Here is a 25,768-nt window from a genome sequence, read left to right on the forward strand (position 1 = left end):
ATTTCAAACAAGAACTTGAAGATTATATCCATTATTATAATCACCGACGAATCAAAGTGAAATTAAAAGGCATGAGCCCAGTAGATTACCGGGTTTATGCCCTCAAGGTTTCCTAATTAAATAAAGTGTCTAACTTTTTGGGTTCACTTCAAACACCCTTAATGGATGGTTGAGTCTCTTTTTGCATGTACAGAAAAAGGGTGCCCATGTATTTAATGAGCACCCCTTTTCCTGTATTATTTGCTGAATACGTCCGTTAAGACCGGCACGATTTGTTTTTTACGCGATACAACGCCTTCCAAGACGGCGATGTTGTTGTTCAATGAAACGTCGTATGCTTTTTCCACTGCATAAGCCGCTTTACCAAGAGCCAAGGCAACGGAATCATTAGTCAAGATATCCGTTACGACGAATAGGAACAAGTCCAATTCCTTCACAGCAATGACCGCTTCAATCGCGGCTTCCAATTCCGCTTGCTTAGCAAGAACTTCGTTCGGATCAACAGCATTGACCTGTGCTATCTCCACTTTAGCCATTCCCATGGAGAATTCCTTTGCATCAAGAGTGATAAGCTGGGCAATCGTTTTATCGCTCAAGTCAGCTCCCGCCTTCAACATTTCCAAGCCATATGTTTCGGCGTCAACTCCCGCAATGGCAGCCAATTCCATTGCTGCTGCAACGTCTTGCTCCGTGCAAGTCGGTGATTTGAACAATAAAGAATCGGAAATGATGGCAGACAGCATAAGACCTGCGATTGCTTTAGGAACTTCAATGCCGTTTTCTTTATAAATTTTATTTAAAATGGTTGCCGTACAGCCAACTGGTTCCGCACGGTAATATAAAGGATCGCTTGTTTCAAAGTTAGCGATACGGTGATGGTCGATAACTTCCAGCACACGGACTTGGTCAATATCTTCAGCACTTTGCTGGCGTTCGTTATGATCGACCAGGATTACGCCGTCAGCTTCCCCTGCAACTTTTTCCACAAGACGGGGAGCGTCGAATTTGAATTGGTCCAATGCATATTGAGTTTCACCATTCACTTCACCCAGACGAACTGGTTCAGCGTTGATACCTAACTGCTTTTTCAGATCCGCATAAGCGATTGCCGAACAGATTGTGTCTGTATCCGGGTTTTTATGTCCAAAAACTAATACTTTTTCCAAGATTTTATCCCCTTTTTCATAAATATTTTTCCGCGAATCCCCTCACCGCAATAAGGGAGAGCCACCTTTACTAGACACTTTATTTTAACACAAAATCCCGTAAAATCAGCGCTTGAATTATCCTTTCCCCAATAAAATCTTTCATTCCTTGACTCTCTGCCATCACTTTGTCAATAGATAAGGGTTGGTTTTTTTCAAATATATTAGTTGAATTATCATCGTATATGGCTTACGATAATATAAGCAGAAATACTAGATATTGATTACATAAACAATACCAATAACTATATATAGAATTTATTATAATCCAAGGTGCCAGTGATGGCTGAAAAGGGAATCCGGTGCAAACCCGGAACTGTCCCCGCAACTGTAAATGTGACGAAATGAGAAAACCACTGTATAGCTCTTTATACGGGAAGGACTCAAAGTAGGATGATCATGAGTCAGGAGACCTGCCTTGAATTTTTCACGTTTCTTATTCTTCGGGGATTGAGATGATGAAACGATAGTATAACGGCCATTTTTTCATGGCTCTTTTATTCTATCGTTTGATCCGCCTCAATTCTTTGGGCGGTTTTTTTTTATTTTAGCGGAAGTTACCAAGGAGGATTATTAATGACTCAAACATATAACTCTACCATAAGTGAAAATGACACAGAAACGAAATCCATCCAGCTTGAGACGTTATCGAAGGAATTCGAAGGCCGTCTCGATATGGAAAAGTTCAAAAAGCGTTTTACAAAATGGCTTGATCGCAAAAGTGACTCAACCGAAGAACAGGCATCAAAAAAACTGATTCAGCTCGCTCTTGAAGGTGTGGATATCGATGCTCCGGATTGGACGTTCGTTGCTGCAGCAGAACTGTTGAATACAATGTATAGGGATGCACAAGCCAATCGAGGTTATGAAGGCAAGAGTTATGGCCCATTCTATGAGCTGATCACGGAACTTTCCCAGCTTTCGGAAGGTCAGCGTTATCCCATTTATAAACCAGAACTGCTATCTTCATATACGAAAGCGGAAATTGAGGAATTGGGTTCGGTGATCGACCCGGAAAAAGATAAATTATTCTCTTACATAGGCATCTACTTATTGAACGACCGCTATCTAGCCCGCCCAAAAAAGGACAAGGTCTACGAACTTCCACAAGAACGTTTCATGATCATCGCAATGGAAATCATGCGAATGGAAAAAACGGAGCATCGCCTGCAACTTATAAAAGAAGCATACTGGGCCATGTCCAACCTTTATATGACCGTTGCGACTCCTACACTCTCCAATGCAGGTAAAACACATGGGCAGTTAAGCTCTTGCTTTATCGACGCAATTGAAGATTCCATTGACGGAATTTACCTATCAAACTACGATGCGGCAAAAGTATCTAAATTCGGCGGCGGTGTCGGCCTTTACGTTGGTAAGGTCCGCTCACTTGGTTCTGATATCCGGGGTTTCTCTGGAAACAGTTCCGGTACGACGCCCTGGATTCGACTATTCAACCAGACAGCTGTAAGTGTCGATCAATTGGGTCAACGTAAAGGTGCCATCGCGATTTACTTGGATGCCTGGCATAAAGATATCATGAGCTTCCTCGATTTGAAGACACAAAACGGGGATGACAGATTAAAAGCCCATGACATTTTTACAGGTGTTTGCATTCCCGATTTATTCATGGAGGCTGTACGCGACAGAAAAGAATGGTATCTTTTCGATCCGCATACCGTTAAGCAAACCCTTGGATTTTCACTTGAAGATCTTTATGACGAGAAGAAAGGCGAAGGAAGCTTCAGGAATCATTATGCACTTGCAGTCGAGGCCGCAGAAAATGGCACACTTCCAAACTATAGCTTTGAAAAAATCAATGCGATGGACATCATGAAAAGCATCATGATTTCTCAATTAGAAGAAGGCGTACCGTATATGTTCTACCGCGATGAGGTGAATAGGAAGAATCCGAATAAACATAAAGGTATGATTTATTGTTCTAACCTTTGCACGGAGATTGCCCAAAACCTAAGCCCTTCGACGATCACGGATGAATATGAAACAGAAGATGGAGATGTTGTTGTCGTTCGTAAAAGCGGCGATTTCGTTGTCTGCAATCTTTCATCCATTAACTTGCCCCGAGCGGTGGGCAGCGATGTTTTGGAAAGATTGATTCCCATTCAGATCCGTATGCTGGACAATGTCATTGATGTGAATAATCTTCCTGTCAAACAAGCATCCATCTCGAACAAGCGTTACCGGGCAATTGGTTTAGGAACGTTTGGATGGCATCATTTACTTGCCACAGAGAATATTTATTGGGAATCCGATGAGGCTGTTCACTATGCAGATGCTTTATACGAAAAGATCGCTTACTTAACAATCAAGGCATCCAACGAATTGGCCAAGGAAAAAGGATCTTACCCATATTTTGAAGGTTCAGATTGGCATACAGGGGACTATTTCGAACTGCGTGACTATACAGATCAAAAATGGCTGGATTTAAAAGCAGACGTGCAGGAGCACGGGACCCGTAATGGATATTTAATGGCGATTGCCCCCAATTCATCGACAGCCAAAATCGGTAATTCAACGGATGGAATCGATCCTTTGTATGAAATTGAATTTTACGAAGAAAAGAAAAACTTCAAATTCAAGGTGACCGCACCAGGCTTGACGCCAAATACGTATGAATATTATAAAAAGACGCGATTCAATTTGGACCAACTGGAAAGCATCAGGCAAAATGCGGCCCGCCAACGCCATATTGACCAAGCAATCAGCTTTAATCTGTATGTACACAATACAATCAAAGCGAAGGTTCTCTTGGATATCCATTTAACGGCATGGGAAAGCGGGTTGAAATCGACGTATTATGTTCGTTCGACTTCTTCCGAATATGACAATGCCTGCGAAAGCTGTTCAAGTTAACGACAATCATGACCCAGTAATCTATTCTTAAAGGAGTTTTCACGAATGACCAATCATATCAAAAAAATTCGGATGCTCGAACCGACGCATCCAACCAAGGCAACCGGTGTTTTCAAAGGAGAAGCTTCAGGCTTCCTCCTTTGGAACGATATTCAGTATGAAAAATTCTATGATACCTATACACAGCTCATCAATAACTTTTGGAAGCCTTCGAGCGTGAACATGATTCAGGATAAAAAGCAGTGGGGCGAATTGGATGAAGATATCCAGGATGCTTTTCTCGATATCCTTACGATGATTGCTGGAATGGACAGTCTTCAAACGCCCACTTTAGTAGAAATTCTTCGGTACATCAAAGATCCGGCGGCAAAAGCTATCCTGGCCAACATGGCTCAGCAGGAATCGATCCATAATGAGTCTTATTCCTATATCCTTGCTTCCTTGATTCCGGTAGGTAAGCAAAAACAGCTTTTCGACCGCATCAAAGAACATCCTGAAGTGATTAAGCGTAACCAACCGATCGTTGATGCTTATCAAACGTTCGTGGACGATCCCAGCCCTCAGCATTTATTCGAGGCACTGATCCATTCAACGAACCTTGAAGGGATTTATTTCTATCTGGCTTTCGCCTTTTATTATAATTTAGGACGCCAAAATCTAATGACCGGTTCCGCTACGATGATATCCTATATTCATCGCGATGAAATGGTCCATTTCGATTTCATTGGTATGCTCATTCAAATCTTGATGTATGAATATCCTGAGTTAAATAATGAAGATAACACGAAGTTCATCTATACAACGATTGAAAAAGCAGTCGATCTCGAAAAAGAATGGTCTGAATATATGCTCGAAGATATCCAAACGAAAGCCGATCTCGATTTGGAAGAATTCAATGAGTACATTGAATATATCGCCAATAAACGGTTACGTATGCTGGGCCTTGATAATTTGTATAAAGAGTATGGCGAAAACCCGATGCCATGGATCAAAACATTCGATGATGAATCCATCGGTCTTACCAAAACCGATTTCTTCGAACAGAAGTCCAGGACATACAGTCAAGTAAATGCCAGCAATGGGTTCGATGAGCTGTAAAGTTGCCATTGTCTATCATTCTGCCGGCGGCAATACAAAAGCGCTTGCTGAAGCCCTGGCTTCCCTTTTACCTGCAGCAGGACTATATCGAACGAATGAATTCGATTTATGTACATTGCCGGATTACGATGCATTGATCGTCGGCACCTATACATGGGGCAATGGGGAGCTTCCCGCTAAATCAGCAGCCCTTTATAAAGAACTGGAACAGTTGCCTATTGCTCACCTGAAAACGGGAGTCTTCGGCACTGGTGAAACCAACTATAATCATTTTTGTGGGGCGGTCGATCATTTCCGGGACATGTTATTTGCCAAGAGCCAGTTATTGGTTACATTGAAGATAGAACAGATGTATCAAGAATCAGACCTGCCCAGACTTCAAAAGTTCGCCTCGCTATTCCAGAACTGACTGAAAGGGGATATGCGTTTTCGCATATCCCCTTTCAGTACTTTTAATAAAAATTGGCTCCCTCTATCATGGCAGCGGTAAGCATGAAGTATAATGGAAGAAAAAAGGAGATGATATCCAATGACTGAGAATATAACCCAGTTCCTGCCTATCCTTTTTATGCTAGTGCTTGTCGCATTCGTTATATTCATCGTGTTTTTCCTGTCAGGGCATTTTAATCGTTCTAAAAGGATCGAAGAAAAATTGGACAAAGCATTAAAGGAAATCGCCGAAAAAAAAGAAAAATAAAAAGACTCCAAAATAGGAGTCTTTTTTTATATGCGTTCAATTATTTTTGAACGTTAGCAGCTTGTGGTCCACGAGCGCCTTGCTCGATTTCGAAAGAAACTTCTTGGCCTTCTTCAAGCGTTTTGAAGCCTTCACCTTGGATAGCTGAGAAATGTACGAATACATCGTCTTGGCCTTCAACTTCGATGAAACCGAAACCTTTTTCTGCGTTAAACCATTTTACTTTACCTTGTACCATGATAGTTCCTCCTGTGTTTGGAAAAATCCATTTTATTACTATTTTTGGTTCTGGATAATGTTTCAAGAGGAATCCTATTACAGTAAATCCTTCTTTCAAACTTTTCCGAACAAAAATAATTACTCATATTATATCATGGAAAATCCTAAAAAAACAAGATTATCGCAGTAAATCAACCGACAAATTATCCTAAAATTCTACATATTCCTCTTCTTGCTTTGTCGGAAGCCTTCGTCCAATAAGTAGCGCTCCGCCTCTACCGGACTTTCGAAACATTCCTCAAGATTCGACCCTGAATAAACATTCCAAAGCAGGTCTTCCCTTTCAAGTGTAAGCTCTTGCTTTTCAGGGCCAATCCATGCCCCTTCCAACCTAGCGAACTCGTTTACCTCTTCTTCGAATTCAGCCGGAGGTTCAGATAGGTAGTCCACGCTTCTTTGAATCAATTCTTTTAATTCCGCTTCATTATAGTCACGTATATTGATAAACCCTTTACGGTCAGTGTCTTTTTTTCTCATATGCCCTGCATAAACGAATCCATTTCCATTGGGATGCAAGTGCTGAACGACGATTTTTTTCTCCTGGACGCTATCTGGATAATGGAAGTTCACACGTCCCAATGAAACGTCTTTTCGCTGTAATTCCGGAAAAGTTTCAATGATGCTCAATTTTTCTTCAAATGTTAACAAATTTCTTCCTCATTTCATTAGTTCATATTGTTTGTCGATTATAACACAGACTGATTAGAAACAATAATCTCCCTCTTCCATTATTATGTACGGAAAGGGAGAAGCAGCATTCATTTTATGTATGTCACAATAAAAAGCATAATGAATGAAATGACAATGATTACGGCAACCCATAGCCAGGCTAATGTCATATTCCCGGAGTCCATGGCGATATATATCGCGGTCGGTATGGTTTGTGTCTGTCCGGGAATGTTTCCGGCAAACATGAGTGTGGCCCCGAATTCCCCCAATGCACGCGCAGAACTCATAATGGCACCTGTGACGATGGATTTGACCGCCAATGGAAGGGATACAAACAGGAACAATTTCCATTCGCCCGCCCCGTCAACCCTTGCTGCATTTTCAATTTCCTCATCTATACCTTCAAAGCCCGTTTTAGCGGATTGGTACATAAGCGGAAAAGCCACCACGGTAGATGCAATGACTGCCGCCCACCACGTGAACATCAGGGGCTGATCAAAAACCCTTTCAATGAATTGTCCCGGCATTCCATTCTTGCCAAAAATCACAATCAATAAAAAACCAACGACGGACGGCGGCAAAACAAGTGGCAATAAAAACACTGTTTCCAACAGGACTTTTCCCCTGAATTGCTTTTTAGCCATCATTCGCGCCAGGATAATTCCTAAAATGAAAACAAGGAGACCCGATAGTCCCGCCACTTGTATCGATAGCCTGACTGGTGACCAAAAATCCCCTGTCATGATACCACTCTCACATCACTGTTAAATATCGGCATTTGCATGTCCTTATTCGGCATCTTTACCCAAATGGTTTCTTTTTCATTAAAGGCAGATTTCATTTCATTTTCTCCCTTTCTTTTAAAATAACATTTAAGTTTATTTTTCTTGACATCTTGCTGACACAAAGAAACGTTAAAGTAAGAGTATCACAAATATAAAAATAATTTCATTCCAATAAACTTGAAAACTTTGAAGGAGTCGATTTTAATGGTAACAATTTATACTACTCCAAGCAGTTTAGCCTGTCGTAAAGCAAAAGCTTGGCTTAAGAAGAACGAAATTTCCTTTAATGAACGTAACCTATATTCGCAACCTCTTTCTATAGAAGAAATAAAAGAGATTTTACGTAAAACGGAAGGCGGGACAGATGAAATCATCTCAACCCGCTCCAAGAAATTCAAAAGCCTGAATATCGATATAAATAATACACCGCTTAATGATCTTTGCAAGCTTATTCAAGATAACCCGGATTTACTTCGCCGGCCAATCATTTTCGACCATAAGAACTTGCATGCAGGATATAATGAAGAGGAAATGGGACGCTTCCTTCCAAGGAAGGTCCGTCATGTACAATTATGGCGTGCAATCAGCCAATTAGCTTAATTAGTTAGCATTCTGCATAATGAGAGGGTTGTCCATTACAACGGACAACCCTTTAGTTTGTCGACCATGATTAAAATACCCTCGGTCATACTCCATAATTTTTCACTGTTTTATAATTAGGATGAAACTTTTCTTGATTGACACTCCAGGGGACTCGCTTTCTGCGGGCGTTCTCGCGCCTGTGGGGTCTCCCTTGGATACGCTTTTCTTAGCAGGAGTCTCGAACACCCCACCAATCAACTGGATTGTTTTTTCAAATAAAAAACTGTAGGCAAACCGGCTTTTCTCCGAGTTTGCCTACAGTCTGGAGGGTTGTCCATTACATCAGACAACCCTTTTTTATATTTGATCCGCTTTCTCTATGACAATCGTGAAGGTGGTGCCTTGTTCATCACTATCCTTAAGCACAAGATCTCCCTTTTGCGCTTTTGCGAGCATCTTACTGAATGGCAGTCCCAAACCTAAACCACGTACCTTCAACTTTTTGTTTTCGCCTCGATAAAATGGTTCGAACACATATTGTTGTTCATGTTTTGGAATCCCCCGCCCGCTGTCCAGAACATCAATGCAAATTCGTTCTTCATCCTTTTCATAAAGGTGAATCGCTATTTTCCCTTTGCCGTCAAGTGCATGTCTGGCATTATTCAAAAGGTTAATGACGATTTGCTGCATCCGCAAAGAATCAATTTGACCGAAGACTGGTTCATCAGGAACTTTTATCTCAAAAGCGAACGCTTGATCATCATCCTGGGTCACCTGCCAGCGATAGGCGATTTCCTTGATGAATATATTGATATTCTCTTTTTGCACCCGGATTTTAAAAGCGCCTGCCGATATGGCATTATAATTGAGTAAATCCTCTATCATACCTTGTAAACGCTGAGTTTCCTTTAAGGAAATATCGAGGAATTCCTTACTTTGCTCTCCCTTAACGACATCATCCTTCACCGCTTGTATCAGTCCGCTAATGGAAGTGACTGGCGTTTTCAAATCATGGGTTACGCCTGCAAGCAATTCCGCCCGCAACTTCTCCATGACCTTCAATCGATTGGTCATTTCCTTAAATGATTCTATCAATTCATAAATTTCTTCTTCCTTGATTTCCTCTTCCTCTTTGAAATGGATATCATAGTTGCCTTCACGAACCTGGACCGCGGCGTTAGCTACGTCTTGGATGGGGCGCGAAATCTGCCTGGAAAGAAAATAAATGACTCCCGTTCCCAGAATCAGAAGCCCTCCAATCATGATCGCCAACAAGCCATGATCTTGGTTGATTTCCTTTAATGCCCCTTCTTCCTGGGCAATGACCACCCAGCCTCTCGTCTCATCATTGAACGTAATGGGGGATTTGACGACATATACTTTATTGTCGGAGATCTTGACCTTCTGGACCAACTCCGTATTTTTCATGATGACGTCCGGGAGTTTATTTTCATCCGGATCGATATACAACTGTGGCATCGTATATATGATGGTGGCATCGGGATCGACGATATAGATGATTGGCTGTTGATTCAGATGGAGGATTTTCTCCCTTTCCTCAACAATTTCCGAAAGGATCGGGCCAACGACAATCTGGCCATTCTCCTTAATCGCCCGATCGGATGTTTCGTCCGCTAAGTACTTAAGAAGGCTGAGCCTATATTCCAAAGCCGTTTTTTCCATCCACCATAAGGAAAAAACAGACAATAATATCAAACCGGAAATCAAGGTCAATACGTATCTCTTTGTCCAATAGCGTTGTAAAGTGGTTCTTTTTTTAGTTTTCATAGACACTTAATTGATACCCCAATCCACGCAATGTTTTTATTTCCCCTTCAGTTACAGGCCATGCATCTATCGCCTTCCTGATTCGCTTGATCGCCAGGTCCACTGCACGGTCACTGCCGTCATAATCCATGCCCCACACTTGGTCGAGCAGCTGTTCCCTCGTGAAAATTTGATTAGGGTGTTTAGCGAAAAAAACGAGCAGGGACAAATCACGCGGCGTCAAGTTTATCTCTTCGCCATTCAAATGCACCATATAAGAAAGATCATCGATGGTTAAACTCCCAAACTCATGTACATGACCATCTTCCGTAACAACCGATGATGATCTTCTTAAAACGGCATGAACCCGGGCCACGACTTCTTCAGCAACGAAGGGTTTCGAGATGTAATCATCCGCACCTGACTTAAATCCCGATAATCTGTAATCGACATCTGTCAACGCAGTCAACATGATAACCGGACATGTATCGTCATCCCGGATTTCCTTCAATATATCCCAGCCTTCCTTTCCCGGCAGCATGACATCAAGCAGGACAAGGTCTGGCTTCGTTTCTTCAAACACCGGAATGGCCTTTAGCCCATCGTACACTTGGACTACATCAAAACCTTCCCGCTCCAAATATGCTTTCAATACCATCGATATGGCGATTTCATCTTCTACTACAAGAATTTTCTTCATATATGGACTCCTCCTCCCTGAATTATAGTGGAATCATTTTGTATATGCTAACTATTAAAAAACACCAAGCATTTTCCCTCAATCTTACCCTTTTTATGTGTCAGGATTATGTTCGCAGTAAAATTAATCGATGTTTTCACTTAGTAACTTTGTGTAAGTGATCTCGATTCATTTTAACAGGAATGCCGCTACATGATCGTAAAAATCATGCAGAAAAAACTATGATCAGCTTATTACACTCTTAAGAGGCTGGCTCTAAACTGAGCCAGCCCTTTTCAATTACATGTCTCGTGTGGATTGGGACAGCCCGCTTCCTGTCTTTCCACTTGGATCGTGCTATGTTCAATTCCAAACTGATCATGAAGAAGTTTTTGCGCTTCTGCTAAAACGGAATCGTGATCACCACTCTCATCTATAACAACATGGCAGCTCATTGTCAAAAAACCAGAGGTGATCGTCCAGATATGGAGATCATGGACATCGGATACACCGTCCAATTCCAGCATGGATGCTTTCACTTCATCCATATCGACTTGGTCTGGTGTGCCCTCCATCAAGATATGGAAAGAATCCCTCACTACCCTAATACCGCTGATGATAATTAAAATCGCGACTATGACGCTCGCAATCGGATCTGCAATTCCCCAATCGAAAAAATAAATCAAGAGTGCGGCCGCAATGGCACCCACAGATCCAAGCATATCACCGATAACATGTAAAAAAGCACTTCGTACATTCAGATTGTCTTCCTTATCTCCGCTCATTAATATCCAGGCTGCAATGACATTAACAAGTAACCCGATGATTGAAATCATTAGCATTCCCATGCTTTGAACCTCAGGAGGATCCAGGAATCTCTTAATTGCTTCTACGAAAATGAATACGGATATGACGATCAAGGTCATTCCATTCAAACAAGCAGCAATGATCTCAAACCGTTTATATCCAAACGATTTGGATGATGTCGCTTTCCTTTCCCCCAACCTTATCGCTGTATAACTAAGTCCTAAAGCTGCCGCATCGCTAAGCATGTGACCTGCATCCGACAGTAAAGCCAGACTATTTGTCAAGAATCCACCAATGACCTCGACTATCATAAACGTGGAGATTAATAAGAAAGATGCCAACAATGCTTTTTTATTGTTAGAATGATGGTGGTGTCCGTGCCCATGATCATGGGAGTGACCATGATGATGTCCCATGCCATCCCTCCTCTCGTATTGAAACTTATATATAGTATGGGATAAATCCAGAATGGTTTCAAATGATTCACTCCCGGGATTCACTGACTGTAAAAAGTATGATGAAACGGGAAGCACGTGATCTTTTACAAAAAACCAAAATTATGCCTTCAACCATTTCAAAGTAAAAATAAACGCTACAGACATTTCCTGCAGCGTTTTTCCCGTTTATTTCTCCTCTTGCATCGTATCATCGACAATGGCGTACAGATCCTTATTAAACAATTCATCATTACAGACAAGACTGTGCCGTTCCATCTCTTCCTGCTCTTGAAATACCTGTTCATTTTCCTTCATGACCTACCTCCAGCTTCATGATGTTTGCCTATTAGCGTATCCGCAGGCATGTACCTTTATGCTCAACATTTCCCCATACTTCATCTTTTATAAATGTCTTAGGCCTGCTGGCCGCCATGGAAGGCACGTATAATAAATTCATGCTCTGGAACTTGTAAGCTTTGATACGATGACAAGAACGATGTATTATCATAGGCGACTTTTTCAAGCTTTACCTGAATACCCGCATTTTCGATTGAAACAATGGCATAAGGAGCAACTGGTTCACCAGTACAGCCAAGAGAACCAGGGTTCAGGAATATCGTTCGGTCATTTTTAAAAAAGTGGATAGGATGATGATGTCCAAAGCCTATTAAATCGTGATGCTGATCATTGAAAAGCATTTCCAAGTTATTTAAACTCGGTTCAACGATTTTACTATATGGATTTTGGCTTATGTGCTCATCCAATTTCTTCGATTCCATGTGATAATGGGTGAAGTAAACGGAGTGATCATTAATGATATGATGTATGGTTCGAGGCAATTTTCCCAATTCACTTATGAATTTCCGGTGCATCCTTTCAGCTATCCACTCATGATGTTCCTTAACATGAATATGACCGTCCGGATGCGGCTCCCCGTTAATGATGGCCAGGACAGCTTCATCATGATTTCCAGTTATCATCGATAAATCATTTCTTGAAAATAAAAGTTCAAGGACTTCATTTGTATCCGGGCCAATTCCAACCATATCTCCCAAACAATAGAGACGATCTATTTCTTCCCTTTGATCAATATCCCTAAGGACGGCTTTTAGCGCTGAAGCATTACCATGCACATCCGTTATAATGGCAACTTTCATGACTTAGTTCAGCTCCCTTCCTCCACAATCCACATGGTATATTATAACATTTAAAACGAAATCAAAAAAATATTCGGGCTTAATCCCTTGATTTGCCCACGCCCATTTTTTATGAATAAGCAAACACTTCGGCCTAGAATACATAGTATGAAGTATTCCCGGTAAAGATGTTTTGCTAGGTATGTAATTCATAATATATATAAGGAGGAAATCAAATGGGTGGAATTGGTAACGAATGTTGCGGCGGCGGTTTCGATAACGGATTCGCATTGCTGATCGTATTATTCATCTTGTTGATCATCATTGGATGCAGTTGGGGATTCGGCGGCGGCTTCGGCGGATGTTGCTAATAATGATATAAATCAAAAAGGCGCCTAATCATGGCGCCTTTTTTGTTATGGATTGACTTTTATAGTTTTTACTTTTCCAAAAAGGCTTTCCCTTTTCAAACTTTTATTAAAAATGGGGCTTCCAGATTGAATCCATTAAAAAAACGATTTTCAAAACACGCACATTATTCCATGAATCCATATTGTTGTATGAGGAATGATCAAATAATTTGATGTTAACCAAGGGAATACCTTCTTCTTTACTTGAACGGATGGCAAGATTGGTACCTGCCGCACTCAAATCATAAAAGGGGCAGAAAGCCTGCTCAATCCATCCTCCATGTGTTTTTTCGCATCTTTCATCATGCCATCGAGTAATTCCTTTACCGTGGGAATATCGTCAATCAATCCGGCAACCTGGCCGCTGTTCATAAATCCATTGGTAACATCCCCGTTCATCGCCCCATTTATATGATGTACTTCAGAGGTCATTTCACGATAATTCATTGGAGAAAGTCCCTGTTTCTCCAAATCCAGCACTTTCTCCGTATAGGGGTCCTTCAATACCCTTCTGACCTGTCCAAATGATCTGCCCAAAATTACCGTATCATTACCCATCGCTTCGATTAGTTTCTGCTTATATGACGGATGGAACGGTGCTTCTTGTGTAGCAATCAGCCTGGTTCCCAATTGGACTCCTGAAGCCCCCAGCATCAATGCAGCTGCCAACCCCTGCCCATTGCCTATTCCGCCAGCGGCCAAAACGGGAAGCGTCACATGCTTGCTGATTTGCGGAATGAGTGTAAACGTCGTCATTTCCAAGTTCGAGTTAATGCCGGCAGCTTCAAACCCTTCTGCGACCAACACATCTGCCCCTGCATCTTGCGCTTTTTGTGCGTGCTTGACCGACGCAACGATGGCAATCACTTTTATATTCTTTTTTTGCAATAGTGGAATGAAAGGGGCAGGATTTCCTGCAGATAAGGAAACTGCAGGTATATCATGCTTCAGGACAAGATTCACTAACTCATCTGTATATGGACTAACGTTTATTGGAATGTTCAACGCAAAATTGTTATTGGTTTTATCTTTGGTTTCGAGAATGATGGCTTCTACCTGTTCAGGAGTCATGGTACCGCACCCTATTGTTCCCAGGCCTCCTGCATTGGATACTGCAGCCGCAAGACTTGCATTGCTTATATTCCCCATGCCGCCTTGAATAATTGGATATTTTATCGTAAAAAGTTCACAAATATATTTCACTTTCATCCCTCCCTGTCAATTTAATGTTATACTATATTCATTAGAAAAACAATTCAGACTTTTTGAAAAAGGAGCGAGACTATGATTATTCCGTACAATAATAAAAAACCATCCATTGATGATACCGTTTTCGTCGCACCTGGTGCTCATTTAATCGGTGATATTTCGATTGGGAAAGACTCGACCATTTGGTTTAATGCGGTACTGCGCGGTGATGAAGATTCAATTACAATAGGGGAAAAATGCAGTATTCAAGATAACTCCACCATTCATTTATTTGAAGGATGCCCGGTTGTCATTGAAGATGAAGTGACGGTTGGTCACAATGTCATCCTGCATGGTTGTAAAATAGGCAAACGATCCATTATTGGTATGGGTTCCACGATATTGGATAATGTAGAGATCGGCGAAGAATGCATCGTCGGAGCGAACACATTGATTTCCTCTGGCAAAATCATACCTCCACGTTCACTGGTTATTGGTTCCCCGGGGAAAGTCGTTCGCCGATTGAATAATAAAGATCTTGAATTGATCCAACTTTCCATCGATACATATGTTCAAAAAGGGAAAGACTTCAAAGGGATACTTGATTAATTATTGCAAGGAATTTGAAAAGAGCTTCGGCAAGTCGTCATTAACGGCTGGCTGAAGCTCTTTTTCACTTAATGATAAGTGGATGGTCCTTGGCATCATAGGTTTCATCTTTCCGGCATAAATCATTGTTTTCCTGAAATACGCTTTCAAAGAAACGGCTTGCTGGTTCAGCCAAGACTTGATAATACTGGCTAAATAAAAGAGCAGCATGATTCCCATTCCACTTAGAAGGAAGAAGTTCCTTTGGCAGGCCCGGATCGATAAATAAAAATTTACGGTATTCATGCACCAAGTTCGTGCGTTCCACAAAACAATCAGCATCGGACATTTCGCCCCTGCTAATGATGCTTTGATGAACGATGAATTGTTTGCTGTATTTCTCGATGAATTCTTCATATTTATTTTCAATCTCTTCTAAATGCCAGCTCTTCTCTACAAGCGATTGGTTTTCTTTTGGACCTTTGTACTCCGAAATGAAAAAATCGACATATTCATCTATGTCATATTTCTCGATCAAGCGATTGATTTGTTTCTCCAAATCATTGGGGGAAATCCAGCAACCACTAGAAAAACTGCCAAACCCGCTCCATAATAATTCTTTACGGAGATCATCCCGTAATTGCCGCTTATCTTCAGGGATCGTGTACATTAAGATACGCCATTTACCGTCCCATTCATTCGGTTTCATCTTATATATGCGATTGGCCGCTTCATCCATTCTCTGCACACCGCGATCAGTCAAAAAATAATAGCTTTTATTTCCCTGCTTCTCTGACTGAATCCACCCTTGCTTGACCATTCGTGAAACGGCTACACGAACGCCCTGCTCATTATGGCCGAATTCCTTTAACAAACGAATTAAACTGCCTATCCAGATTTTATTTCCATAGTTACGGATATAATCGCCGTATATCGTAAAAATCATGGATTGTGTATTAGTACCTATCTTTCTCACCTCGTCCTAACATTGTTACTATTTTCACACGGAAGACATAATAATTATTATATCTTTTTCAAATGAAAGCGCAATATTATTCACCAATAAATCGTGCTTTTCTCCGTTCACTAAATGCTAGGAGCGCTTCCGATCTATCTTGAGTCGGGATGGTCAATTCATAGGCTTTTCCTTCTATGGCCATTCCGGTTTGCAAGTCCGTATTTATTCCTTGGTTAATCGCATATTTGGCTTGTTTGACTGCAATCGGCCCGTTTTTCATGATATTGGCTGCCAATTCCTCACAGGCTGGCATTAGTTGATCCCTTGGCACGACCTTCAAAAGAATCCCTAATTGACATGCCTCTTCTGCAGTCAATTTTTTAGCGGTGAAAATCAATTCCTTCGCTTTCATTTCCCCAATCAATCTCGGCAGCCGCTGTGTCCCGCCTGCCCCAGGAATAATGGCCCAGCTAGTTTCGGTGAGCCCCAAAGAAACACCTTCCGCAGCAATTGCAAAGTCACATGAAAGCAGCCATTCAAACCCTCCCCCCAATGCATATCCATTGACGGCAGCTATTGTCGGCTGCGGAAGCCCTGCGATACTATTAAAAACATCGCGAATCGCCTTAACGTTCCTTCTTACTTCGGCATCATTCAAAGACTTCCTTTCTTTCAAATCAGCTCCCGCGCTGAATGCTTTTTCCCCTGCACCGGTGAAAATGACGACACGGATATCGCCGTCATAATAAACTGCATCGATGACTTCCTGCAGTTCATATAGTGTCTCATAGTCGAAGCAGTTCAATACGTCGGGCCGATTCACTGTTATATAGCCGATTTGATTTATCACTTTATAAATAACCTTGGACATGAGTCTCCTCCCCTTTTTGAAAAAATGACCCTTATGCAGATAAAATCAATAAGGGCCATGCCCATAATCAATCTTTTTCAATATTTTCTATAATGGCGGATATGCCTTGGCCGACACCCACACACATTGTCGCAAGACCATAACGTACTTTCCGCTTTTTCATTTCGTGGACAAGTGTCGTTAAAATACGCGCCCCGCTTGCACCGAGTGGATGGCCAAACGCTATTGCACCGCCGTTGACATTCACTTTCTCCTGATCCAATTTCAATTGGCGGATGCACTCCAAGGATTGGGAAGCGAATGCTTCATTCAATTCCACTAGCCCGATGTCTTCAATCGTCAGACTTGCCCTTTCCAATGCTTTTTTAGTGGCATGAATCGGACCAAGGCCCATAATGGACGGTTCCAAGCCGGCTACCGCCCCTACAACATATTTGGCCAGAGGCTTCAATCCAAGCTCCCGTGCTTTTTGTGCACTCATCAAAAGTAATGCCGAGGCTCCATCATTTACACCTGAAGCATTACCGGCGGTTACAGTGCCGCCTTTAAAGATTGGTTTGAGTTTTTCCAGCTTTTCGATGGTCGTGTCAGGACGTGGGTGTTCATCTTTATCGAAAATGACCTCATTCCCTTTACGATCCGTATATCGAACAGGTACGATCTCATTAATGAAACGCTCATTTTCCACTGCGTTTTTCGCCTTTTGCTGGCTTTGATACGCGAATTGATCTTGGTCCTCCCTTGAAACCGAAAAACGCCGGGCGACGTTTTCAGCCGTTTGAGGCATGGAATCCGTGCCATACATTTCTTTAAGTTTCTCATTCGTGAAGCGCCATCCGATCGTAGTATCCTGAAGCTCCATTGAACCCCGTGGGAATTCACTCTCAGGTTTGGCCATGACGTACGGCGCCCTTGTCATGCTTTCAGTACCGCCCGCGATATAAATATCGCCTTCACCAACAGCAATGGAGCGTGCAGCATACATAACGGCATCCAGTCCGGATCCACATAAACGATTTATTGTCGTACCAGCTACATTTACCGGAAGACCAGCTAAAAGAGCGGACATCCGGGCCACATCGCGATTATCCTCCCCTGCTTGATTTGCATTCCCGAAAATGACATCCTCAATTTGATCAGCCGGCAGCTCTGGATTGCGATCTATCAGCGCCTTGATTACAATTGCACCGAGGTCATCCGGGCGAACGCTTTTCAATGCGCCTTTATATCTTCCGATTGGTGTTCTCACAGCATCAATGATCACAACATCCTTCATTTCCTCACCAGCTCGCCATCTTTTGTATAATCGTACACACCTTTCCCTGACTTACGGCCGAGCCTGCCAGCTTTAACATACTGTTCAAGAAGGGGAGCAGGGCGGTATTTCTCACCAAGTTTACTATGTAGGTATTTTAAATTATTCAAACGGGCATCCAATCCCACCAAATCGCCTAGCTCAAACGGTCCCATTGGGTAATTCAGCCCTAACTTTATTGCCTTATCGATTTCTTCTGGTGTTCCTAATCCTTCTTGAAGCATAAAGAACGCTTCATTACCTACCAAACAGCTGATCCTGCTGGTTACAAACCCAGGGAATTCATTTATGACTACAGTTTCTTTCCCCATTTTTTGGGCTACCTCTTTTATTATGGCTGCCGTTTCATCGCTTGTTTCAAGACCACGTACAATTTCAACGAGCGGCATCTTTTGTACAGGATTGAAAAAATGCATGGCAATCGTTTTTTCGGGGCGCTTTCCATAAGAAGCAATTTCTGTCGGACTCATCGTGGAAGTATTGGTTGCAAAGTAACAATCTTCTTTTGCATGGACTTCAATCGTTTCAAAGACTGCCCTCTTAATTTCCGCCTTTTCCGGAACTGCCTCTATGATCAAGTCGGCATATGCTGCCGATTCTTTCAAATTGGTAGAATAGGTAAATCTGCTTTTTGCATCTGCCGCTTCTTCTTCGGTGATTTTTTGGTAGCGCACACCCTTCTCAAAAATGGAATCGATCTCGTTTCTTGCACTTTCCAAAGCATCCTGATTTACATCCACCAATACTACATTAAAGCCTCCTATTGCCCCTACATAAGCTATTCCCCTGCCCATGACACCAGATCCGACAATCACTAGATTACTAATCATTCGTTCATTCCTCCTTCAAAAATAAATAGGGCTGGCTGCGGATGAATCAGATCAGCATTCAACCATACCTGAATTACTTTTCCGACATACCGTTCAGCCAGCCGCCTATTTTTTTGTTTTATTGAATTCCAAAGGGATTTAAGGGACGGCTTCCATGATAGGAAATGATGCTTTTCGTTTCTGTATAAAGATCAAGTGTTTCAATGCAAAGTTCCCTGCCGAATCCTGATTGTTTATACCCTCCGAAAGGTGTTCCAGGAAATGCGGAGAATGGGCAATTCACCATGACGATTCCCGCTTCTATTTGATTGGCCACTCTAGTCGCACGCCCGCCATCTTTTGTCCATAGGGCTGAACCCAAACCGAATTCCGTATCATTCGCGAGCCTCACAGCTTCTTTTTCATCTTTGAATTTCATTATGACAACGACCGGCCCGAATATTTCCTCTTTCACTACATCCATTTCATGATTGACATTCGCTATGACCGTCGGCTCATACCAATAACCGTTTTCGAAACCTTCAATGACCGCTGGCTTTCCTCCTGTCAGGATCTTTGCTCCATCAGTAATGGCAGATTGTACATAATTGTCGATGACATCCAATTGACCTTGATCTATGACTGCACCGACGTGAGTTTCTTTGTCGAGCGGATTGCCCAATTTCAATTTTTTCGTTTTTTCTACGAATCTGGCAACGAACTCATCGTATATGTCTTCGTGAACGTATAAACGGGATCTAGCTTCGCAAGACTGCCCAGTATTATAGAAAATTCCATACAATGATCCATCGATGGCCGCTTCAAGGTCTGCATCTTCAAAAACAATATTAGGGGACTTACCGCCAAGCTCCAATGTGACCCTTTTTAATGTCTGTGAAGCCTTGCCCATAAGATCCCTGCCGATTGGCGTAGAACCCGTGAAGGCGACCTTATTCACTTTCGGATGCTGAACAAGGTAATTCCCCACGTCCGATCCAGGACCTGGAATGATATTGACCACGCCTGAAGGGACACCGGCTTCTAAACAGATTTCCCCTAATAGAATGGCCGTCAGCGGCGTTAACGAAGCTGGCTTAACAATGACTGAACAGCCAACTGCGATTGCAGGTGCAATTTTCCACGCTGCCATCATCATAGGGTAATTCCATGGGATGATTTGGGCACAAACACCTACTGGCTCTTTTTCCGTATAGTTATGGAATTGACCAGGCACATTATTTACAGATCCGCGGTGTGCAACTATAGCTCCTGCATAAAACTCGAAATCTTCAATTGCCTGCATGACTTGGCCTTGCGCTGCAGAAATGGATTTGCCGCTGTTCAGTACCTCCAATTCAACCAATTCATTAAAGCGTGAACGCATGATTGCTGCAATTTTGTTCAAAACACGTGAACGTTTATTAATCGGAGTCCTCTTCCATTTCCCATTATCAAATGCTTCACGTGCAGCTTGAACAGCTTTTTCTGCATCTTCCTTGGTCGCCTTTGCTACCTTGGCAATGATTTCACCAGTCGCAGGATTGTACGCATCAATTGTGGAACCATCAGAGCTTTCCACTCTTTCTCCATTTATGATCAGATGATAATAATCCCGCTTCATTTCCGCTTTTTCAAATGCCGCCTCCTGTACTCTAACCATGTAATCCCACTCCCTTTTCTATATTATTTGCCTATGAATTGAGCTTTCCTTTTTTCAGTGAATGCTGCCACACCTTCTGCATAATCCTTCGTTAAGCCAGCAATGCGCTGACCCTCCGCTTCTTCTTTTAAGTATTCTTCCAATGAAAGATGATAGGACGCCTCTAAGTATCTTTTGATTAATCCGATTGCCTTCGTTGGTTTGTTTGCGATATTCTCTGCAAAGGCTTTCAATTGCTCGTTCCATTCATCCACACCGATCACTTTTGTAGCGAGGCCGATATTTTTCGCCTCGCTAGCCGGAACCTTTTCCCCCAATATAGATAATTCCAAGGCCTTCGCATGACCAACGATTCGCGAAAGGTAATACAGATTCCCCGAATCAGGAATCAATCCGATATTGACAAAGGCATTTAAAAAACTGGCTTTTTCAGAAACAAGCCGAAAATCGCATGCCAGCGCCAGGCTGAAACCAGCTCCTGCAGCCACTCCATTGACTGCTGCAATGATCGGTTTTTCACAGTTTGCTAATTGCTCCATCATCGGACCGTAGTCATCAAGCAGCATCTGGCCTAAATTCATGTCCTCGTCAACATCCGATAAATCCTGCCCCGAACAAAAGGCCCTGCCTTCCCCTGTAATGATTATGGCCCGCACTTCATCTGACCCCGCAGATATTTTGATCGCTTTCCGTATTTCCTTATTCATTTGAGACGTAAAGGCATTAAGTTTATCAGGGCGGTTCAAAGTAAGCCAAGCCACTCCATTTTCAACCCTATATTTGATCGTTTCGTACATAGAGCACCCCTTATCGGCCTGTAAATTTCGGCTCCCTTTTTTCAACAAATGCATTCATTCCTTCTTTTTGGTCCTCAGATGCGAAAAGGATATAGAAGTTCTTCCGTTCAAATTGCATGCCCTCATTTAAGGAATAATCAACGGCCTTATTGATGGATTCTTTGATCAGCCTCACTGCCAACGGGGGTTGCATTGCTATCTTTCTAGCAAAATCAATCGATTCTTCCATCAACAATTCAGGTGCCACGATCTTATTGATGAAACCATATTGCAGGGCTGTCTTTGCCTTTATCCTTTCAGCCGTCAATATCCATTCAAGTGCCTTCGTCTTGCCTACCAATTTCGTCAACCTTTGGGTTCCTCCTGCCCCAGGCATGACCCCTAGTGTCACTTCGGGAAAAGAAAACTGGGTATCACTGGCGGCAATCAGGAAATCACAGGATAAAGCAAGTTCAAAACCACCACCGAATACAAAACTTTTAACAGCACCAATCACAGGCTTCTTGACTAGGCTTATTCGGTCCCAATCGGCAAATTGGTTCGTCAACTCCATACTGATTGGGTCATCGTTCACCATCTCGTCAATATCAGCTCCAGCGGAAAATGCTTTTCCATTGCCCGATAGCAAGATCACCTTCACTTGTGGGTCCCGGTCGAACTCTTCCATGGTTGAAACTATTTCCCTAACCATTTTCCTGTTAAGCGCATTCAGTTGCTTCGGCCGATTTAAGAAGATATAGCCAATGCCTTCCGCGATTGACGTTTCAATGAATTGAAGCGCATTCATTTCATTTCTTCGCCGATCATCATCGTTACAAGTTTCCCGGCAAAGCCCATTAGGTCCTTCCCTGATGCTTTTCCTTCCGGCGAACGCATTCCTTGCTGCAATGCTTCGTGGTCTTCATAATACATTTCACAAAGAATGTAATACTCGGAGTCTTTACCCATTGGGGTCCCTACAATTTTAGTGACCTCCATTTTTTGAAGACCTGGAATTTTTTCCGTTATCGGACCATGTACATTGAAATAGTGCTCATCGAACTCTTCCTTGTTTTCAGGTTGTTTGTATAGGGCGATTAACTTTACCATTTTATAACCTCCATTTTATTAGATTATTTTTATCATCGGTTTCATCGCTTCGAACGGATTTTTGCATGCTTTACAATATAAAATGCTGCGGCAGGCAGTAGGACCGAAGATATTTTCCATCGTGACATATGTCGATTCACAATATGGGCAATCCACATGCCATGATCCATCACTTTTCATTTGTCGAGGAGGAGGGGAGATTCCAAAAACCTTCAATCCAGCTTTCCCCTTTTCCGTAATTCGATCGGATGTCCAGGAAGGGGAACGTAAAAATTCCACACTTACATTTTTTACGGCAGGAAGCTGTCGAAGGGCTGATTCCACATTTTTTTGAATGATCGACAATGCCGGGCACCCTAGAAAAGTTGGCAGCATTTTTACCGAGACGTCCTGGCCCGAAACCGTCACGTCTTCAACCATCCCTAAATCCAGAATACTTACTGTATCGATTTCGGGATCTTTAACGTCTTCCAGGAGCTTATATATTTCTTCTGTGTTTAACTGTACGGTCGCCATGGTACCCCTCCCCTTTCTATTGATTCACCATGAAGCTACTTTATCTGTTGCGTACACTTCACTTAACGTTTTTAGCGCCTTTTCCAAATCTTCCGTATGCTGGCCATTACGGCCATCACCTCTTGCCATTCCTATTTCAATAGTTGTTGCCAAGCCTACACTTTCAAAAATTGGGGTGATAGCCTCGATCCATTTTTTCTGTAAGTCAGCTTCGCTCTCTATCAAGCCGAGCTCAATCATTTCCTCCCCATATTGCCCCAGTGAAAATATTCCAGCAAAATCCGGCATTGTTTTCCCAATAGCCGCTTTCATTCTCGAAACCGCTTCCAAGTGGCCAGATCCCAACAATTGGACGAACCATGTTTTCCAGTGCATCAAATGATAGTAAAGTTCCATTTGTACCTTTTGGGCCACTTCAGCAAGCGGTTCATATGAACATGAATGAAGGGATTGAACCTTAATCGCTTTGGCTTGGGTATAAAAATAATTCCGCACTACCGCAAACGCCCAATCATAATCCGGGTCTTTCATATAGTTACCAGGGCCATTGACCAATTCGAGAATGATCGCATTGCGCCGTTCCTTGGCGGGACGGTCGTGAGCCAGCTTATCAGCATCCCCTTCACCGAGTTCTTCAAGTAACTTATAATAAATGGCTGCATGCCCCATCGTGTCTTGAGAGATCGAAGCGGATGCAACATCTTCTTCGATATGCGGTGCGAGTCCAAGCCATTCTGCACCACGGTATGAATGGATGAAGTCATCGTCCGCTAGTTGTAGCAGTAATTCCTTGATTGCGATGTTCTTCAATGATTCATTCTTCATTTTTCACACCTCCAGCCCAAGACATTATCTCTTTTTCATCGAGCATTCCCTGCTCATACTTCCGCCATTTTTTCTTTAAATACCCGTACCCTTTTGTGGTCCTGTAATCTTTATTATCAATACGCTGAAGCGTTTTCTTTTCCTCGACCGTCATTTTCCGTATATTCTGTCTTTTAACGACCCAAATATCATCAACCGCTTCACGTCTCATGAAGTTTTCTTGTGCCATCATGATGGCAATATCCTCATTTGGGGCCAGCAGGCTGAAGTGGTATTGAACGGGTGATGATTGCGTTTTACGGCTGAATACTTCAAATTCTTCAAAGTAATTTCCTTGCCTAGTTTCCATATCGTCCTTCCCCCTCCCTTAGATGACCTTTGGCGCCAATGCCTCACGTACCCATTTATTATTTTCATAAGAAATTCTCCGAAGACTTAAGCGATCCTGCGAACGGGGACCTTCATTCCTTGCGAATACCTTCAATTTCCCCCAATCGGGTTGTTGATAAATCCAGGTTTCAGATGCTTTATCAAACCTAAGCGTTTCATCTGGAATGCTAAATCCGAGTGAAAGGATCCGCTTCACATATTTAGAAAAAAAGGCTTGTCGAAGCTCTTCGTTCGTACTGGTTCTAATTCTGTACTTAATCGTTATATCCTGTTTGGATGTGCCCACTTCATTCTTGCTGGGAGGTCCAAAAAAGAGTAATAAAGATTCCCACCAATAATTGATGGAGTCTTGAACCAATTTCCTTTGTTCTTCCGTCCCTTCAGCCAAAGCCATGATTATCGCTTCACCATGCTGGGCGTGAAAAACTTCCTCCGCGCAAATCCTCTGTAATGCCCGGGCATAAGGTCCGTATGAGGCTCCAAGCATATTCGTCTGGGAAATGATCGCTGCACCATCAACCAACCAGCCAATCAATCCAGCATCGCCCCAGGATTTGGCTTCCATATGGAAAACATTATGAAACTTTAAATCTCCTTTAAATAAATCTTGCATTAGGTCATCCCGTTTTTTACTGTATGGCTTTAGCAAATCCTCGGCGACTCGAAGCAATAATTGTCCATGTCCCATTTCATCCTGCACCTTTGCCATGATTCCAAGTTTTCTGTTTAAGGTCGGGGCTTTAGGTACCCATTCCTTTTCTGGAAGTGCCCCCATGATTTCACTGATTCCATGCATCGATATTAACTTGATTAACGTTCCCCGGTATTCTTCCGGCATCCAATCATCCGCTTCTATCTTTTCTCCTGCTTCGATTCTGGCAATGAATTGATTTAGCTTTTCTTCTCCTGCCATATCATTTAAAAGAACGTTCATTCAAATCACCTCTTTTTATAATGTAACGTTTATATAACGTTATTATATTTTATTGTTATATTTAATGCAAGACTATTCTGTCTTTTTCAAAATAAAAGGAAATTATCAGGGAATTTCACGAATCTTTTAATCCACTAAAACTTTAATGGGCGAAGTTTCCACTTTAATTGAATCTGTCGGACAACCTTCCACTGCATCATCCAGATCATCAAATAAACCTTCCGCGACCTCTGCCGTTCCTTCATTTTCATCCAGGATGACGAATGCCACTCCCTCATCATTGTAATCAAATATTTCCGGCGCAGCGGCACCGCATGCACCGCAAGCACCGCAAGCAATGCAAGTTTCTTGATCCACAACTGTATATTTAGCCATGATGCCTCCTCCTTCTCTATTGCATGAT

The 25,768-nt window shown here is 42.4% G+C and carries 31 protein-coding genes and 1 riboswitch; of the genes, 8 read left to right on the forward strand and 23 right to left on the reverse strand.

The window, feature by feature from the left end; translation table 11 throughout:
* Positions 1 to 116 (forward strand): IS3 family transposase (locus ACIQ0C_RS17060; protein WP_403062474.1); only part of this gene is annotated, 116 nt, incomplete at its 5' end.
* 120 nt (positions 117 to 236) lie between these two features.
* Here the strand turns inward: ACIQ0C_RS17060 and ACIQ0C_RS17065 are convergent.
* Complete coding sequence (locus ACIQ0C_RS17065; protein ID WP_133348980.1) at positions 237 to 1,166, reverse strand: manganese-dependent inorganic pyrophosphatase; 930 nt, start codon at positions 1,164 to 1,166, stop codon at positions 237 to 239.
* A gap of 293 nt (positions 1,167 to 1,459) precedes the next feature.
* Positions 1,460 to 1,640: riboswitch (cobalamin riboswitch) on the forward strand.
* A 141-nt stretch (positions 1,641 to 1,781) separates the two neighbouring features.
* On the opposite strand from ACIQ0C_RS17065, the gene ACIQ0C_RS17070 reads away from it, so the two are divergent.
* The 4 genes from ACIQ0C_RS17070 (at position 1,782) to ACIQ0C_RS17085 (ending at position 5,874) form a co-directional block, all read left to right on the forward strand.
* The gene (locus ACIQ0C_RS17070; protein WP_402836736.1) at positions 1,782 to 4,079 is read left to right on the forward strand and encodes a ribonucleoside-diphosphate reductase subunit alpha; all 2,298 of its coding nucleotides are present in this window, start codon (positions 1,782 to 1,784) and stop codon (positions 4,077 to 4,079) included.
* A gap of 45 nt (positions 4,080 to 4,124) precedes the next feature.
* Positions 4,125 to 5,177, forward strand: coding sequence for a ribonucleotide-diphosphate reductase subunit beta (locus tag ACIQ0C_RS17075; RefSeq protein WP_402836738.1), 1,053 nt, complete (start codon positions 4,125 to 4,127; stop codon positions 5,175 to 5,177).
* Complete coding sequence (locus tag ACIQ0C_RS17080) at positions 5,167 to 5,586, forward strand: flavodoxin domain-containing protein (RefSeq protein ID WP_402836739.1); 420 nt, start codon at positions 5,167 to 5,169, stop codon at positions 5,584 to 5,586. Before ACIQ0C_RS17075 ends, ACIQ0C_RS17080 begins: the two co-directional genes overlap by 11 nt.
* A gap of 120 nt (positions 5,587 to 5,706) precedes the next feature.
* Complete coding sequence (locus ACIQ0C_RS17085; protein ID WP_402836740.1) at positions 5,707 to 5,874, forward strand: hypothetical protein; 168 nt, start codon at positions 5,707 to 5,709, stop codon at positions 5,872 to 5,874.
* Positions 5,875 to 5,914: 40 nt separating this feature from the next.
* Here ACIQ0C_RS17085 and ACIQ0C_RS17090 read toward each other — a convergent pair whose 3' ends face one another.
* The 3 genes from ACIQ0C_RS17090 to modB form a co-directional block, all read right to left on the reverse strand.
* Positions 5,915 to 6,112 (reverse strand): cold-shock protein, encoded by a 198-nt coding sequence (locus tag ACIQ0C_RS17090; RefSeq protein ID WP_028393295.1) that lies wholly within the window; start codon positions 6,110 to 6,112, stop codon positions 5,915 to 5,917.
* A gap of 197 nt (positions 6,113 to 6,309) precedes the next feature.
* Positions 6,310 to 6,801: a hypothetical protein gene (locus tag ACIQ0C_RS17095; protein ID WP_402836742.1), complete on the reverse strand. Its 492-nt coding sequence runs from the start codon at positions 6,799 to 6,801 to the stop codon at positions 6,310 to 6,312.
* Between the two features lie 110 nt (positions 6,802 to 6,911).
* A complete protein-coding gene (gene modB / locus ACIQ0C_RS17100) occupies positions 6,912 to 7,565 on the reverse strand; it encodes a molybdate ABC transporter permease subunit (RefSeq protein ID WP_402836744.1) in 654 nt (217 codons plus the stop codon).
* Positions 7,566 to 7,811: 246 nt separating this feature from the next.
* Here modB and spx point away from each other — a divergent pair, with 246 nt between their 5' ends.
* Entirely contained in the window at positions 7,812 to 8,207 is a 396-nt protein-coding gene (spx, locus tag ACIQ0C_RS17105) for a transcriptional regulator Spx (protein WP_034314875.1), read from the forward strand.
* Positions 8,208 to 8,546: 339 nt separating this feature from the next.
* Here spx and ACIQ0C_RS17110 read toward each other — a convergent pair whose 3' ends face one another.
* The 5 genes from ACIQ0C_RS17110 to ACIQ0C_RS17130 all read right to left on the reverse strand — a co-directional run bounded on the left by ACIQ0C_RS17110 (position 8,547) and on the right by ACIQ0C_RS17130 (position 13,036).
* Complete coding sequence (locus ACIQ0C_RS17110) at positions 8,547 to 9,977, reverse strand: HAMP domain-containing sensor histidine kinase (RefSeq protein WP_402837173.1); 1,431 nt, start codon at positions 9,975 to 9,977, stop codon at positions 8,547 to 8,549.
* Positions 9,967 to 10,656, reverse strand: a complete 690-nt coding sequence (locus ACIQ0C_RS17115; RefSeq protein WP_403062104.1) for a response regulator transcription factor — start codon at positions 10,654 to 10,656, stop codon at positions 9,967 to 9,969. The genes ACIQ0C_RS17110 and ACIQ0C_RS17115 overlap by 11 nt, the downstream gene beginning before the upstream one ends.
* Before the next feature lie 275 nt (positions 10,657 to 10,931).
* Complete coding sequence (locus ACIQ0C_RS17120) at positions 10,932 to 11,858, reverse strand: cation diffusion facilitator family transporter (RefSeq protein WP_403062107.1); 927 nt, start codon at positions 11,856 to 11,858, stop codon at positions 10,932 to 10,934.
* A 207-nt stretch (positions 11,859 to 12,065) separates the two neighbouring features.
* Positions 12,066 to 12,194, reverse strand: a complete 129-nt coding sequence (locus tag ACIQ0C_RS17125; protein ID WP_402836748.1) for a hypothetical protein — start codon at positions 12,192 to 12,194, stop codon at positions 12,066 to 12,068.
* 98 nt (positions 12,195 to 12,292) lie between these two features.
* Entirely contained in the window at positions 12,293 to 13,036 is a 744-nt protein-coding gene (locus tag ACIQ0C_RS17130; RefSeq protein WP_403062110.1) for a metallophosphoesterase family protein, read from the reverse strand.
* 215 nt (positions 13,037 to 13,251) lie between these two features.
* Here ACIQ0C_RS17130 and ACIQ0C_RS17135 point away from each other — a divergent pair, with 215 nt between their 5' ends.
* Positions 13,252 to 13,386, forward strand: a complete 135-nt coding sequence (locus ACIQ0C_RS17135; RefSeq protein ID WP_402836751.1) for a YjcZ family sporulation protein — start codon at positions 13,252 to 13,254, stop codon at positions 13,384 to 13,386.
* Positions 13,387 to 13,662: 276 nt separating this feature from the next.
* Here the strand turns inward: ACIQ0C_RS17135 and ACIQ0C_RS17140 are convergent, their stop codons facing one another.
* Positions 13,663 to 14,628, reverse strand: a complete 966-nt coding sequence (locus tag ACIQ0C_RS17140) for an NAD(P)H-dependent flavin oxidoreductase (protein WP_403062113.1) — start codon at positions 14,626 to 14,628, stop codon at positions 13,663 to 13,665.
* An 81-nt stretch (positions 14,629 to 14,709) separates the two neighbouring features.
* Here ACIQ0C_RS17140 and ACIQ0C_RS17145 point away from each other — a divergent pair, with 81 nt between their 5' ends.
* Positions 14,710 to 15,222 (forward strand): gamma carbonic anhydrase family protein, encoded by a 513-nt coding sequence (locus tag ACIQ0C_RS17145; RefSeq protein ID WP_402836754.1) that lies wholly within the window; start codon positions 14,710 to 14,712, stop codon positions 15,220 to 15,222.
* A gap of 64 nt (positions 15,223 to 15,286) precedes the next feature.
* Here ACIQ0C_RS17145 and paaX read toward each other — a convergent pair whose 3' ends face one another.
* From paaX to ACIQ0C_RS17210, 13 genes are all read right to left on the reverse strand, one after another.
* A complete protein-coding gene (paaX, locus tag ACIQ0C_RS17150) occupies positions 15,287 to 16,168 on the reverse strand; it encodes a phenylacetic acid degradation operon negative regulatory protein PaaX (protein WP_403062476.1) in 882 nt (293 codons plus the stop codon).
* An 85-nt stretch (positions 16,169 to 16,253) separates the two neighbouring features.
* A complete protein-coding gene (locus ACIQ0C_RS17155; RefSeq protein ID WP_403062116.1) occupies positions 16,254 to 17,030 on the reverse strand; it encodes an enoyl-CoA hydratase-related protein in 777 nt (258 codons plus the stop codon).
* Between the two features lie 67 nt (positions 17,031 to 17,097).
* Complete coding sequence (locus tag ACIQ0C_RS17160) at positions 17,098 to 18,306, reverse strand: acetyl-CoA C-acyltransferase (protein ID WP_403062119.1); 1,209 nt, start codon at positions 18,304 to 18,306, stop codon at positions 17,098 to 17,100.
* Complete coding sequence (locus tag ACIQ0C_RS17165) at positions 18,303 to 19,175, reverse strand: 3-hydroxyacyl-CoA dehydrogenase (RefSeq protein ID WP_402836760.1); 873 nt, start codon at positions 19,173 to 19,175, stop codon at positions 18,303 to 18,305. The genes ACIQ0C_RS17160 and ACIQ0C_RS17165 overlap by 4 nt, the downstream gene beginning before the upstream one ends.
* A 118-nt stretch (positions 19,176 to 19,293) precedes the next feature.
* A complete protein-coding gene (locus ACIQ0C_RS17170) occupies positions 19,294 to 20,814 on the reverse strand; it encodes an aldehyde dehydrogenase family protein (RefSeq protein ID WP_403062122.1) in 1,521 nt (506 codons plus the stop codon).
* A gap of 23 nt (positions 20,815 to 20,837) precedes the next feature.
* A complete protein-coding gene (locus tag ACIQ0C_RS17175) occupies positions 20,838 to 21,611 on the reverse strand; it encodes an enoyl-CoA hydratase-related protein (protein ID WP_402836764.1) in 774 nt (257 codons plus the stop codon).
* A gap of 10 nt (positions 21,612 to 21,621) precedes the next feature.
* The gene (locus ACIQ0C_RS17180; RefSeq protein WP_403062125.1) at positions 21,622 to 22,398 is read right to left on the reverse strand and encodes an enoyl-CoA hydratase/isomerase family protein; all 777 of its coding nucleotides are present in this window, start codon (positions 22,396 to 22,398) and stop codon (positions 21,622 to 21,624) included.
* Positions 22,395 to 22,700 (reverse strand): EthD family reductase, encoded by a 306-nt coding sequence (locus ACIQ0C_RS17185; RefSeq protein ID WP_402836767.1) that lies wholly within the window; start codon positions 22,698 to 22,700, stop codon positions 22,395 to 22,397. The genes ACIQ0C_RS17180 and ACIQ0C_RS17185 overlap by 4 nt, the downstream gene beginning before the upstream one ends.
* Positions 22,701 to 22,718: 18 nt before the next feature.
* On the reverse strand, positions 22,719 to 23,216 hold the full coding sequence (gene paaD / locus ACIQ0C_RS17190) for a 1,2-phenylacetyl-CoA epoxidase subunit PaaD (RefSeq protein WP_402836769.1): 498 nt from the start codon (positions 23,214 to 23,216) through the stop codon (positions 22,719 to 22,721).
* Between the two features lie 24 nt (positions 23,217 to 23,240).
* Complete coding sequence (paaC, locus tag ACIQ0C_RS17195; RefSeq protein WP_402836770.1) at positions 23,241 to 24,041, reverse strand: 1,2-phenylacetyl-CoA epoxidase subunit PaaC; 801 nt, start codon at positions 24,039 to 24,041, stop codon at positions 23,241 to 23,243.
* Positions 24,031 to 24,390 carry a 1,2-phenylacetyl-CoA epoxidase subunit PaaB gene (paaB, locus tag ACIQ0C_RS17200; protein ID WP_076367474.1) on the reverse strand — a complete coding sequence of 120 codons (360 nt, stop codon included), beginning with the start codon at positions 24,388 to 24,390 and terminating at the stop codon, positions 24,031 to 24,033. The genes paaC and paaB overlap by 11 nt, the downstream gene beginning before the upstream one ends.
* Before the next feature lie 18 nt (positions 24,391 to 24,408).
* Positions 24,409 to 25,365 carry a 1,2-phenylacetyl-CoA epoxidase subunit PaaA gene (gene paaA / locus ACIQ0C_RS17205; protein ID WP_402901551.1) on the reverse strand — a complete coding sequence of 319 codons (957 nt, stop codon included), beginning with the start codon at positions 25,363 to 25,365 and terminating at the stop codon, positions 24,409 to 24,411.
* A gap of 126 nt (positions 25,366 to 25,491) precedes the next feature.
* On the reverse strand, positions 25,492 to 25,740 hold the full coding sequence (locus tag ACIQ0C_RS17210) for a ferredoxin (protein ID WP_403062127.1): 249 nt from the start codon (positions 25,738 to 25,740) through the stop codon (positions 25,492 to 25,494).
* Positions 25,741 to 25,768 lie beyond the last annotated feature (28 nt).

Source organism: Peribacillus sp. NPDC096448 (assembly GCF_044762675.1).
In the GTDB taxonomy this organism is placed as follows: Bacteria; Bacillota; Bacilli; order Bacillales; family DSM-1321; genus Peribacillus; species Peribacillus frigoritolerans_B.